The organism is Nocardiopsis sp. NPDC055879 (genome assembly GCF_053615935.1).
This window is the reverse complement of record NZ_JBSHCT010000002.1, coordinates 241,045-254,093: the sequence shown is the minus strand read 5'-3', so window position 1 is coordinate 254,093 and position 13,049 is coordinate 241,045. Positions and strand designations below refer to the sequence as shown.

Sequence of the window (13,049 nt, the reverse complement as noted above, 5' to 3'; positions counted from 1 at the left end):
CGTGCACAACATGGGAGAAGAATTTACCGACTTTTCACGAAGAGGCACGGGAAAGCGACTACAGAAACCCCAGAATCCACAGTGGCGAACTGCCCGGTTTGCGAGGTTTCCCAGGGTGAAACCCGACAAATACCAGGTCCATCCCACCGAGGCCAGTGTGATGAGGATCACATTAATTATCCGGCCCCGACACTCTTCCAAACCCCACTAGAGGACCGACGATAGACAGCGGAGGGCACCGAAGCCGCAATCTGGACAGTTTCCGATCCAGCACTTCGTTGACCCCGTTCTTCGTTGGATTAAATTCCGATTAATTCCGCACGCGAGTCGCCGCGTGCTGCCCCATAACGCCCGAACCACGACAATGACGGTGTAGCCAGTGATCGGACGACTGCCCATCCTCGATATCTCTCCAGAGAACGTTCTCGGCCCGGTGAAGGCGGTGCCCGAAGAACGTTTCACCGTCGGCGCGACGGTGATCCGCGAAGGGCACGATTCCCTCGCCGCGGGCGTCGTCGTCCACTCACCCGAAGGGCGCCGACGGCCCCTTGTCCCGATGCGGGAGAAATCCCCCGGAACCGACCGCTACGAAGCCGAGATCAGCCTGCCCGCCGAGGGACAGTGGTCCTTCTCCATCGAGTCGTGGAGCGACCCCTTCACCACCTGGCTGCACGTCGCCCGCGTGAAACTCCCCCTCGACACCGACACGGACCTCGTCCTGGAGGAGGGCGCCCGCCTACTGGCCAAGGCCGGCCGCCGCGTCCCCCGCAACCGCGACCTGGCCAGGGCCGCCAAGGTTCTGCGTGACACCTCCCTGACCCCCATGGAAGCCTTCGAGGCCGCCGTCACCGACGACGTCGTCTCCGCAATGGAGCACGACCCCGTCCGTGAGCTCGTCACCAGGTCCAAGCGGACCAAGGTCGTCGTACACCGCGAACGCGCCCTGTTCGGTTCCTGGTACGAGTTCTTCCCCCGCTCGGAGGGCGCCCAGGTCGACACCGCGCCCGGCCAGGAGCTCTCCGGCACCTTCGCCACCGCCGCCAAACGGCTGCCGGCCATCGCCGACATGGGCTTCGACGTGGTGTACCTGCCACCGATCCACCCGGTCGGCGCCGCCCACCGCAAGGGTCGGAACAACACCCTGCACGCGCGCGCCGGCGACCCCGGGTCCGTGTGGGCCATCGGTTCGGCCGACGGAGGCCACGACGCGGTCCACCCGGACCTGGGCACCATCGCCGACTTCGACGCGTTCGTGGCCGAGGCCGCCGAGCACGGCCTGGAGATCGCCCTGGACCTGGCCCTGCAGTGCTCCCCCGACCACCCCTGGGTCACCGAGCACCCCGAGTGGTTCACCACCCGGGTCGACGGTTCCATCGCCTACGCGGAGAACCCGCCGAAGAAGTACCAGGACATCTACCCGCTCTGCTTCGACAACGACTTCGAGGGCCTGTACACCGAGGTCCTTCGGGTGGTCCGGCACTGGATGGACCACGGGGTGCGGATCTTCCGGGTGGACAACCCGCACACCAAGCCCGTCGCGTTCTGGGAGCGTCTGCTCGCCGACGTCGCGCGCACCGACCCCGACGTGCTCTTCCTGGCCGAGGCCTTCACGCGCCCCGCCATGATGCGCACCCTGGCCAGGGTCGGCTTCCACCAGTCCTACACCTACTTCACCTGGCGCAACGGCAAGGACGAGCTCACCGACTACCTCACCGAGCTCAGCCGGGAGACCGCGCACTACCTGCGCCCCAACCTGTTCGCCAACACCCCCGACATCCTCAACGCCTACCTCCAGGACGGCGGCCGCCCCGCCTTCGAGGCGCGCGCGGTGCTGGCCGCGACGCTCTCCCCGACCTGGGGGATCTACTCGGGCTTCGAGCTGTGCGAGAACACCCCCGCCGCACCCGGCAGCGAGGAGTACCTGCACTCGGAGAAGTACGAGTACCGCCCTCGCGACTGGGCCGGGGCGGACGCCTCCGGTACGACCATCGCCCCGCTCATCACCCGGCTCAACGAGCTCCGCCGGGCCCACCCCGCCCTGCGCGAGCTGCGAAACCTGAGGTTCCACCACGTGGACAGGCCGGAGATCGTCTGCTTCTCCAAGCACCGACCCGGCGCCTGTGGTGAACCCGACGACGCCGTCATCGTCGTCGTCAACCTCGACCCGCACCGGACCCATGAGGCCACGGTGCATCTCGACCTGCCGTCGATCGGCCACACGTGGGAGGAGGACATCAAGGTGACCGACGGGCTGACCGGCCACTCCTACACATGGCGAGCCGACAACTACGTCCGGCTCGACCCGGCGACCGGGCCCGCGCACGTGTTCACCGTCAGCGGCAGATAGCGGGTCGGGGCACCGGAACGCGGCGGTCACAGCACCGCCGCCGCCCGGCTCCCGCACGCCTGTTGATCCGATGTCGAACATTTTGGTGGGGAGCAGTAGATGAGCAACGACGAGTCCGGACCCGGCGCACACGAGCACGCCGAACATGGTCCGCTCGCGCCGGCCACCGGGGCCGCGACCGGCCCGCTCATGTCCTCGGGAGGTACCGGTGAACCCCACTGGTACAAGCACGCCGTCTTCTACGAGGTACTGGCCCGGGGGTTCTTCGACTCCAACGGGGACGGCACCGGTGACCTCACCGGACTGGTCCGGAAGTTGGACTATCTCCAGTGGCTCGGAATCGACTGCGTCTGGTTGCTTCCGATGTACGAGTCCCCTTTGCGGGACGGTGGATACGACATCTCGGACTACTTCAAGATCCTCCCGGAGTTCGGCAACACCGCCGACTTCGTGGAGCTTCTCGACGAGTCGCATCGGCGCGGCATCCGTGTCATCACCGACCTGGTCATGAACCACACCAGCGACCAGCACCCGTGGTTCAAGGCCTCCCGTGAGGACCCGGACGGTCCCTACGGCGACTTCTACGTGTGGTCGGACACCGATGACCGCTACGACGAGGCGCGCATCATCTTCGTCGACACCGAGACCTCCAACTGGTCCTACGACGAGGTGCGCGGCCAGTACTACTGGCACCGCTTCTTCTCACACCAGCCAGACCTCAACTTCGAGAACCCGGCGGTCCAGGAGGCGATCCTGGAGGTACTTCGCTACTGGCTGGACCTGGGGATCGACGGTTTCCGGCTGGACGCGGTGCCCTACCTGTACGAGCGCGAGGGCACCAACTGCGAGAACCTCAAGGAGACGCACGAATTCCTCAAGCGGGTGCGCGCGGAGGTCGACCGTCTCTACCCGGACCGGGTGCTGCTGAGCGAGGCCAATCAGTGGCCCTCGGAGGTGGTCGACTACTTCGGCGACTTCGAGTCCGGTGGCGACGAGTGTCACATGAACTTCCACTTCCCGCTGATGCCGCGCATGTTCATGGCGGTCCGGCAGGAGCAGCGCTTCCCGATCTCGGAGATCCTCGCCCAGACCCCGCCGATCCCCCGCAACTGCCAGTGGGCGATCTTCCTGCGCAACCACGACGAGCTGACCCTGGAGATGGTCACCGACGAGGAACGCGACTACATGTACGCGGAGTACGCCAAGGAACCCCGCATGCGAGCGAACGTGGGGATCCGGCGGCGGCTCGCGCCCCTGTTGGACAACGACCGCAACCAGATCCAGCTGTTCACCGCGCTGCTGTTGTCGCTGCCGGGCTCCCCGGTGCTGTACTACGGCGACGAGATCGGCATGGGCGACAACATCTGGTTGGGCGACCGTGACGCCGTGCGCACGCCGATGCAGTGGAACTCCGATCTCAACGCCGGGTTCTCGCGCAGCGACCCCGCCCGCCTCTACCTGCCACCGATCATGGACCCGGTCTACGGCTACCAGGCGATCAACGTGGAGTCCCAGCGGGAGAACCCCGGTTCGCTGCTGCACTGGACCCGTCGGATGATCCAGATCCGTAAGCGGCACCCCGTGTTCGGCACCGGGGAGTTCACCGAACTGAACGCCACCAACCCGAGCGTGTTGGCCTACATCCGCGAGCACGGCGACGACCGGATGCTGTGCGTCAACAACCTGTCCAAGCACCCGCAACCGGTGGAGCTGGACCTGTCGCGCTACGCGGGTGTGAGCCCGGTGGAGTGCGTGGGCGGGGTCCGTTTCCCGGAGGTCGGTGAGCTGCCTTACCTGCTCACCCTCCCCGGCCACGGCTTCTACTGGTTCCAACTGCCTCCGGAGCGCACGTCCGACACCGGGTCCAAGGACGGCGAGGGCGTGCCCTCGTACGGACTCCCCGCGGCGGGACTGAGCACCCCGGACTCCTTCGACACCGGCCACCGCAGCACAGCCACCGACCGGCCCGCCGGCGCGAGCCGGGACCGTGGTGGGAAGGGAACCAGGCCTCTCTGACATGTCGCAGCTAGAAGAACTCCTGGCAGTCTGGCTACCTCGACAACGATGGTTCTCCGGCAAGGGGATCCCGATCCGTCGGGTCCGGGTCGAGAGCAGGTACACCCTGGTCTCGGCCGGACCCGGTGGTCCCGACCTGAACGTGCTCGTGGTCCAGGCGGGCCAACGCGGCACGAGTTCCCGTTACCAGGTGCTGCTCGGGTCGCGTCCGCCCCGGTCACTGCCGCCCCACCTGGCCCGCTCCGCCATCGGCGTGTGCCCGGTGGCCGGCGGTCGGCCCCGGGTGGTCTACGACGCGGCGCACGATCCGCAGCTGACGTCGTTGCTGCTGGAGCGATTCAACTGCGCCGAGGACGGCGAGCGTCGGGGGCGGGTGCGTTTCCGTACCCTTCCCGGCGCCGAGGTCAAGGCGTGCGGCTCGGGCCGTCTGCTGACCGGTGAGCAGTCCAACACCTCGCTGGTGTACGGGCGCGACTACGTCCTCAAGACCTTCCGCAGGCTCTGGCCGGGGCGCAACCCGGACCTGGAGCTGAACATGGCGCTGTCGGGTTCGCCGTACGTGGCACGCCCGTGCGGGTGGATCGAGGCGGACCTGTCCGGTCACACCACGCCCACCACCTTGGCGCTGTTGCAGACGTTCGTCCCGGACGCCACCGACGGCTGGGTGCTGGCCACCGAGAACGTGCGCACGCTGTTGGACGGCGAGGACGCCGACTTCAGTGCGGAGTCCGCGCGGTTGGGGCACACCACGGCGCAGGTGCACAGTTCGCTGGCACGGGCGCTGCCCACCGACGTGCTCTCCCCCGTCTCGGCGGCCGAAGTGGCCGACGCGATGGTGGAGCGGCTGGCGATGGCCAGCGGTGAGGTGCCCGAACTGGCCGAACACGCGCCGAGGGTGATGGAGGCCTACTCCGACTTCGCCCGGGTGGACGAACCGCTGCCGATACAGCGCATCCACGGCGACTACCACCTGGGGCAGGTCATCCGGCCGAAGTCCGGGTGGGTGCTGCTGGACTTCGAGGGCGAGCCGACGGTGTCGGTGCGCGAACGCCAACGTCTGTCCAGTCCGCTGCGGGACGTGGCGGGGATGCTGCGTTCCTTCGACTACGCGGCCGGTTACCTGTTGGTCGGGCATCCGGACGACCAGGAGTTGGCGTGGGCCGCTCGGGAGTGGTCGCGCCGCAACCGGGAGGCGTTCTGCCGCGGTTACGCCGACGGTGGGGGCGCCGATCCGGAGAAACACCTGACCGTGCTGCGCGCCTTCGAGTTCGACAAGGCGGTCTACGAGGTCCTGTACGAGGCGCGCAACCGCCCCGACTGGCTTCGGGTTCCGCTCGATTCCATCGCCACAGCGGCCGGGGCACCTCCGGTGCCCGGCTGATTCCCCGGCGGCCGCCGTTCGCGCACGGCGGCCGCCCCTCGTTCCCCCCGCTGAACCATCGCCTCGTCATCCGAACACCACAAGTCATCACGGAGTCGAATTGTCACCGCGTACGTCCAAAAAGGCCGCCACAGCCGACCAACAGCCGGCGGCGGAGCCCGAGGCGGCGAAGAAGGTGCCCGGCAAGAAGAAGGCCACGAAGACGACCGAGCCCGAGAAGACGGTCAAGACCACGAAGGCCGCGGCCCCGAAGAAGGCCGCACCCAAGAAGAGCAGCACGGGGAAGACCGCACCGAAGAAGACCCGCGTCCCCGCCGCGCTCGCGGAGGACCTGCTCGTCGAACTCGACCGGGTGGTCGACGGCCACCATCACGACCCGCACTCGGTCCTGGGCCTGCACGGACGCGACCTGAGGGTCCTGCGCCCGGGCGCGGTCGAGGTGCACGCCGTGCTGCCCGACCAGACCCGGGTGGCGCTGCCGCACCGCCACCGTGGCGTGTTCGCGGCCCGTCTGCCCAAGAAGGTCGACGACTACCGCGTCGCGGTCCGCTACGAGGACGGACCCGAACTCCTACAGGCGGACGCCTACCGCTTCGAGCCCACGTTGGGCGAACTCGACCTGCACCTGATCGGTGAGGGTCGGCACGAAGAGCTGTGGAGCGCCCTGGGCGCCCACGTCATCGAGCGGGACGGCCCCATGGGCGAGGTGGCCGGGACACGTTTCACGGTCTGGGCGCCCGACGCTCGCGGGGTCCGGGTCATCGGCGACTTCGACCACTGGAGCGGGCTCGCCCACCCGATGCGCAGCCTCGGTTCGACCGGGGTATGGGAGCTGTTCCTGCCCGGGCTCGGGGACGGCGACCTGTACAAGTTCCAGCTCCTGGGCGCGGACGGGCACTGGCGGGACAAGGCCGACCCCATGGCCCGCCGGACCCAGATGCCGCCGGCCACCGCCTCGGTCGTCACGGTCTCCGACCACGTGTGGACCGACCAAGAGTGGATGGCCGAGCGCAAGGGCGTGGAACCGTACCGGGCGCCGATGAGCGTCTACGAGGTGCACCTGGGTTCCTGGCGGCCGGGGCTTTCCTACACCGAACTGGCCGACGAACTGGTGTCCTACGTGGCCGAGATGGGCTTCACGCACGTGGAGCTCCTGCCGGTGGCCGGGCACCCGTTCGACGGGTCCTGGGGTTACCAGGTCACGTCCTACTACGCGCCCACGCCGCGGTTCGGCTCCCCGGACGAGTTCCGCCACCTGGTGGACTCCCTGCACCGGGCGGGTGTGGGCGTGTTCCTGGACTGGGTGCCGGCGCACTTCCCCAAGGACGAGTGGGCGCTGGCCCGGTTCGACGGCAGTGCCCTGTACGAGCACCCGGACCCGCGCCGTGGCGAACACCCCGACTGGGGCACGCTCATCTTCAACTACGGGCGGACCGAGGTGCGCAACTTCCTCGTCGCCAACGCCCTGTACTGGTTGGAGGAGTTCCACGTCGACGGGCTGCGGGTGGACGCGGTCGCCTCGATGATCTACCTCGACTACTCGCGCGACTCCGGTGCCTGGGAGCCGAACGTGTTCGGTGGCCGCGAGAACCTGGAGGCCATCGACTTCGTCAAGGAACTCAACACCACGGTCTACCGCCGTAACCCCGACGTGGCGATGATCGCGGAGGAGTCGACGGCCTACACGGGGGTGACCACCCCGGTGGACCACGGCGGGCTCGGCTTCGGGCTGAAGTGGAACATGGGGTGGATGCACGACACCCTGGAGTACGTCAAGAAGGAGCCGATCCACCGCGAGTACCACCACAACGACATCACGTTCTCCATGGTCTACGCCTACAGTGAGAACTACGTGCTGCCGCTGTCGCACGACGAGGTGGTGCACGGCAAGGCCTCGCTGTTCAACAAGGCGCCTGGGGACGAGTGGCAGCGTGCGGCGACGCTGCGGGCGCTGCTGTCGTTCATGTGGTCCCACCCGGGCAAGCAACTGCTGTTCATGGGCGGGGAGATCGCCCAGGGCGAGGAGTGGTCGCACGAGGAGGGCGTGCCGTGGTGGCTGCTTCAGTACGACCACCACGCGGGCACGCAGCAGCTGGTCAAGGCGCTCAACGATGCCTACCGGCCGCGGCCCGCGCTGTGGTCGTTGGACACCGACCCGGCCGGGTTCACCTGGTTGGACGGCGGCGACCGCCAGGGCAACACCCTGAGCCACCTGCGCCACGGCGAGGACGGTTCGGTGTTGGCGTGCGCGGTGAACTTCTCTCCGGTGCCCCGCGCCGACTGGCGGATCGGTCTGCCGGTCGGGGGCCGGTGGAACACGGTGGTCAACTCCGACGACCCGCGCTTCGGCGGTTCGGGGTACGAGGCGCCGGCCACCGTTGAAGCGCGAGCCCAGGAGTGGCACGGTCAGCCGTTCTCCGCGGAGATCACCCTGCCTCCGCTCGGCGCCGTCTGGTTCGAACCCGCGCCCTAAGGCGCGCTCGCAGCCAGGGCCCTGGACGTTCCCCCGGAACGCCCAGGGCCCTTCCTCGTCCGTTCAGTGCCCGGTGACCAGGTCGACGGCGGCGTCGATGGCGGCCCGGAGGCCGTCCAGGGAGTCCTCGTCGGGCAGGCGGGCGCAGGTGAGCCAGAGTCCGTCGATCATCACCAGGAGCAGTTCGGCGAGGGCTTCGGGATCCCGGCCGGGCGCGAGTTCCTCCTGTTCACGGGCGTAACCCAGAGCGGCGGCCAGGTTGGCGCGCGCTCGCGTGTCCAATTCGGCGAGCACCTCGGCGAACCCGGGGTCGACGGCGGCGCGGGCGTAGAAGGCGGCCCAGATGCGGGCCTGGGCGCGGCGGCGGTCGTCGGTGGGCAACAGATCCACGAGGACGGCCCGCATCCCCTCGGCGAAGGTCAGCGACTCGGGGCCGATCCGGATTCGGGAGAAGCGGTCGGCGACCTCGGCGATGGAGAAGTCCAGGGCGAAGCGGAGCAGCTCGTCCTTGGTGCGGAACTCGCGTTGGACGGCGCCGACGGACAGCCCCGACTCGGCGGCGACCACCCGGACACTGACCCCTTCGAGCCCCTCACGGGCGGCGATGCGATGGATCGCCTCACCCACGCTCCGGCGACGATTTTGACTGTTCACGACCTTCGGCACACGTTCATTCTGGCACATCCACACAGACTGATACGGTTGTATCGATACAATCGTATCGGAAGGATGTCGTCATGTCCCGTCCCCTGATCCGCCGAACCCTCCTGTCCCTCTCCCTCCTGCTCGCCCTGCCAGGGGCCGCCGCCCTGGCCCTGGTCCTGTTCCCGCCCCTGTCCTGGGCGGGATGGCAGTTCGCGCTGCTCGCCCTGGAGTTCTCGCTGTTCGCGTCCCTTCCCGCGCTGTGCGGGCTCGCCCTGGCCCTACTCGTCCGGAGCCGATGGGGATGGTCCCTCGCGGGGGTCAACGCACTGCTGCTGGTCCTGGCCCTGGTGCCGTCGGCGGCGCTGTGGAACACCGCCCGGACCGAAGACGCGCCGTTGAGCCTGGGCGCCTACGCCGCCGGTCTGGCCACCGACACCGACCGGGAGCCTCTCACCACGACCTACCACCGGGTGGACGGCGAGCCCCTTGAACTGGACGTGTGGGAGCCGGCCGAACCCTCCGGCGATCCCCTGCCGATCGTGGTCAACGTCCACGGCGGGGCCGACGACCTCCCACAGAGTCTGCTGCCGCGCTGGGACACCTGGTTGGCGGACGGGGACCGGGTGGTGTTCGAGGTCGACTACCGCTTCTTTCCCGACGGCGCCTGGCGGGAATCGGTGGCGGACGTGCGATGCGCCCTGGGATGGGTCCGTGAGAACGCCGCCGAGTACGGCGGCGACCCCGACCGGATCGCCGTCACCGGCCAGTCCGCCGGCGGCCTGTTGGCGCTGCTGTCGACCTACACCGACCAGGTCGAACCGTCGTGCGACACCGAGGTCCCGGACGTGTCCGCCGTGGTCGCCTGGTACTCGGTCACCGACGGGACCGCCGACGCCCCGATCCCCTGGCGCCAACGCCACTCCCCCATCGGCGACGAGTTGCTGGAATCCAGCGAGCGCATGGTCGGCGGCGCCCCCGAGGACCTGCCGAAGGAGTACGAGGACATGTCGGCGATCCACCAGGTCACGGCGGACACCCCACCGACCCTGGTGATCACCGCCGGGCACGACCTGTTCCTCGACCCCGAGGACAACCGCAGGTTCGTCGCCCGGCTCGACGAGGCGGACGTCCCTCACGAGCACCTGGAACTGCCTTGGACCGAGCACATGTTCGACCTCAACTGGGGCGGCTTCGCGAGCCAGATCACCCGCCACTCCATCGACGGTTTCCTCGACGAACACCTGACCCCCTGAACGCCCCGACCGGGTGAATTCACTGGCCCGGCCAGGAGCGGGTCGATAACATGCGGGGCATGACGCGGGTGTGCTCCACCACCATGACGGGCCGGACGATGATGTCGTCCGGCCTTCCCCGCGTGCCCTGAACCCCTGTCCGCGGCAAGGCCCCAACGGGTCTTGCCCACGGCGGGCGCCCGGCGGGGCCGGAGAGGACCCACCTTGGGTCGTTACCACGTGACCACCGCCATCCCGTACGTCAACGGGAGACCGCACATCGGCCACGCCCTGGAACTGGTGCAGGCCGACACGCTCGCCAGGTCCCACCGTGACCGTGGCGACGAGGTCCGCGCCCAGACCGGCACCGACGACAACTCGCTGAAGAACGTGCTCAGCGCCCGGGCGTCCGGGTTGCGAACCGCCACCTACGTCGACCGGGCCTCCAGGGGCTTCCTCGACCTGGCGGGCCCGCTCTCGCTCTCCTTCGATGACACTGTGCGCACCGCTTTCGATCCAAGGCACCGGCCCGGGGTGGAGCGGCTGTGGCGGGCCTGCCTTGCGCGCGGTGACCTGTATCGCCGTGGTTATACCGGGCTCTACTGCACCGGATGCGAACAGTTCTACGGGGCCGACGAACTCCCCGAGGGCCTGTGTTCGGAGCACGGGACCGTACCGGAGGAGGTCGCCGAAGAGAACTGGTTCTTCCGTCTCTCCCGCTACCAGGATCGGTTGCACGAGCTGGTGTCCTCGGGCGAGGTCCTGGTCGAACCCGACTTCCGCCGGCGCGAGGTGCTGTCTTTCATCGCGTCGGGTCTGGTGGACTTCAGCGTCTCCCGGAGCGTGGAACGCGCACACGGCTGGGGTATCCCGGTCCCCGACGACCCGGGCCAGGTGATCTACGTGTGGTTCGACGCCCTGGCCAACTACGTCACCGGGGCCGGCTACGGCACCGACGACCACGACCACTGGTGGACCCTTGCCGATCAGCGTGTGCACGTCATCGGCAAGGGCATCCTGCGCTTCCACGCCGTGTACTGGCCCGCCATCCTGCTCTCGGCGGGGCTTTCACCGCCCACCACACTCCTGGTGCACGAGTACCTGACCGCCGACGGTGACAAGATCGGCAAGTCCACCGGCAACACCATCGACCCCGTCGCGATCACCGAACGGTTCGGGACCGATGCCCTGCGCTGGTGGTTGCTGCGCGATGTCGGGCGCTCCGGTGACACCGACTACACCGAGGCCCGTTTGATCGCCCGGCACGACGAGGACCTCGCCAACACCATCGGCAACCTGGTGAACCGGACCGTGTCCATGGTCGCGAAGTACCGTGGCGGCACGGTCCCCGGTGTCGGTTCTGCGGAGCTGTCCGAGGCGTGTGCCCGAGCGGAGTCCTCGGTGAACGAGGCGATCGACGCCTTCGACCTGCGTGCGGCCACCGGTGCCATCGTGGAGCTGGCCGACGCCGGAAATCGGTATGTGGCCGAGCGGGAGCCGTGGCTCGTCGCCCGGTCCGAACGTCGCGGGGACATCGCACCGGCCGCCCTGGACTCGATTCTGGCCGAGCTGGTGGCCACCGGGCGAACGTTGGCCCGGTTGCTGCGCCCTTTCCTGCCCGACGCCGCGGAACGGCTCACCGCGCAGCTGACGGAACGGCCGGGGCCCGACGGTGATCGGCTACCGCCGGTCTCCCCGGTGTTCGGTCGGATCAGCTCCCGTTCCTCCCCCACCGGCTGAGTCGGGCCACCGCCTCGTCGAGCACCTCGTCCTTCTTGCAGAAGGCGAAGCGCACCAGGTGGCGGCCCTCGTCCTGGTGGTCGTAGAACACCTTGGCGGGCACGGCCGCAACACCGGCCTCGCGAGGCAGCGCCCGGGCGACGTCCTCGCCGTCGAGGTAGCCCAACGGTCGAACGTCGGCCATCAGGAAGTAGGTGCCCTCGGACACGTTCACGTCGAACCCGGCGCCGCTGAGGCCCTCGGCGAGGCGGTCGCGCTTGGTCTGCATGGCCAGGCGCTGCCGCTCGACCCAGGCACCCTCGTTGTCGATGGCGTCGGCGATGGCCAACTGCAGGGCTCCGTTGGCGGAGAAGGTGAGGAACTGGTTGACCGTGCGCACCGCCCGGACCAGGGGCTCGGGGCCGCTCACCCAGCCGGTCTTCCACGCGGTGACGGCGAACATCTTGCCGACCGAGGAGATCGACAGGGTGCGCTCGCCCATACCCGGCAGGGTGGCCAGGGGGACGTGGGGACGTTCGTCGAAGGTGAGGAACTCGTACACCTCGTCGGTGATCGCGATGAGGTCGTTTTCCCGGCATAGCGCGGCGATCTCCGCCGACTCCTCGGCGGTGAACACCGTGCCGGTCGGGTTGTGCGGGGTGTTGACCATGATGAGCCGGGTGCGCGGGGTGACGGCGGCGCGCAGCTCGGCGGGGTCGAAGGTGAACCTGCCGGTCGCGTCGTCGCGACGCAACGCCACGGGGCGGCGCACCCCGCCGGCCAGCGAGATCATCGCGGCGTAGGAGTCGTACATCGGCTCGAAGACGATGACCTCGTCACCGCGTTCCACCAGCGCCAGCAGCGAGGCGGCGATGCCGGCGGTCGCACCGACGGTGACGTAGACCTCCGTTTCGGGGTCCAGGTCCAACCCGTAGTGACGGGAGCGGTAACGGCTCACCGCCTGGCGCAGCTCCGGACGTCCCGGGCCGGGCGGGTACTGGTTCACCCCTTCGAGGATGTGTCGCGAGGCGTTCTCCAGCAGACTTCGCGGCCCGTCGGTGTCGGGGAAACCCTGCCCCAGGTTGACGGAGTCGGTCTCGACGGCCAGACGCGTCATCTCGGCGAAGATCGTCTCACCATAGGTACGCATGCGTTCGATCAGCGGTTCATCCACCCTTCGAGCGTATCGACCCGGTCCGGGCACGGGCACAACCGGGCGGTCCCCCGAACACGAGA

8 protein-coding genes are annotated in these 13,049 nt (G+C 68.6%); 6 read left to right on the top strand and 2 right to left on the bottom strand.

The features are described 5' to 3' along the window. Positions 1–379: 379 nt before the first annotated feature. The 4 genes from ACWGKS_RS03345 (at position 380) to glgB (ending at position 8,217) form a co-directional block, all read left to right on the top strand. Complete coding sequence (locus ACWGKS_RS03345) at positions 380–2,347, top strand: alpha-1,4-glucan--maltose-1-phosphate maltosyltransferase (protein WP_358514365.1); 1,968 nt, start codon at positions 380–382, stop codon at positions 2,345–2,347. 99 nt (positions 2,348–2,446) lie between these two features. After that, positions 2,447–4,363 (top strand): maltose alpha-D-glucosyltransferase, encoded by a 1,917-nt coding sequence (treS, locus tag ACWGKS_RS03340; protein WP_358514366.1) that lies wholly within the window; start codon positions 2,447–2,449, stop codon positions 4,361–4,363. A 1-nt stretch (position 4,364) separates the two neighbouring features. Continuing rightward, positions 4,365–5,744: a maltokinase N-terminal cap-like domain-containing protein gene (locus ACWGKS_RS03335; RefSeq protein WP_358514368.1), complete on the top strand. Its 1,380-nt coding sequence runs from the start codon at positions 4,365–4,367 to the stop codon at positions 5,742–5,744. A 331-nt stretch (positions 5,745–6,075) separates the two neighbouring features. After that, complete coding sequence (gene glgB / locus ACWGKS_RS03330) at positions 6,076–8,217, top strand: 1,4-alpha-glucan branching protein GlgB (RefSeq protein WP_358514382.1); 2,142 nt, start codon at positions 6,076–6,078, stop codon at positions 8,215–8,217. Positions 8,218–8,280: 63 nt separating this feature from the next. Here glgB and ACWGKS_RS03325 read toward each other — a convergent pair whose 3' ends face one another. Next, positions 8,281–8,883 carry a TetR/AcrR family transcriptional regulator gene (locus ACWGKS_RS03325; RefSeq protein WP_358514370.1) on the bottom strand — a complete coding sequence of 201 codons (603 nt, stop codon included), beginning with the start codon at positions 8,881–8,883 and terminating at the stop codon, positions 8,281–8,283. Positions 8,884–8,954: 71 nt separating this feature from the next. Here ACWGKS_RS03325 and ACWGKS_RS03320 point away from each other — a divergent pair, with 71 nt between their 5' ends. Both ACWGKS_RS03320 and ACWGKS_RS03315 read left to right on the top strand, forming a co-directional pair. Next, positions 8,955–10,115 carry an alpha/beta hydrolase gene (locus tag ACWGKS_RS03320; RefSeq protein WP_358514372.1) on the top strand — a complete coding sequence of 387 codons (1,161 nt, stop codon included), beginning with the start codon at positions 8,955–8,957 and terminating at the stop codon, positions 10,113–10,115. Positions 10,116–10,319: 204 nt separating this feature from the next. Continuing rightward, entirely contained in the window at positions 10,320–11,834 is a 1,515-nt protein-coding gene (locus tag ACWGKS_RS03315; protein WP_358514374.1) for a methionine--tRNA ligase, read from the top strand. On the opposite strand, the gene ACWGKS_RS03310 is transcribed toward ACWGKS_RS03315, so the two are convergent. Next, entirely contained in the window at positions 11,806–12,963 is a 1,158-nt protein-coding gene (locus tag ACWGKS_RS03310) for a pyridoxal phosphate-dependent aminotransferase (RefSeq protein ID WP_358514384.1), read from the bottom strand. The genes ACWGKS_RS03315 and ACWGKS_RS03310 overlap by 29 nt on opposite strands. Between the last annotated feature and the right edge of the window lie 86 nt (positions 12,964–13,049).

What these genes read in the sequence shown, in the direction of transcription:
- treS (WP_358514366.1), top strand. Translation starts at nt 2,447, where the DNA reads ATGAGCAACGACGAGTCCGGACCCGGCGCACACGAGCACGCCGAACAT.
- ACWGKS_RS03335 (WP_358514368.1), top strand. Translation starts at nt 4,365, where the DNA reads ATGTCGCAGCTAGAAGAACTCCTGGCAGTCTGGCTACCTCGACAACGA.
- ACWGKS_RS03320 (WP_358514372.1), top strand. Translation starts at nt 8,955, where the DNA reads ATGTCCCGTCCCCTGATCCGCCGAACCCTCCTGTCCCTCTCCCTCCTG.
- ACWGKS_RS03310 (WP_358514384.1), bottom strand. Translation starts at nt 12,963, where the DNA reads ATGCGTACCTATGGTGAGACGATCTTCGCCGAGATGACGCGTCTGGCC.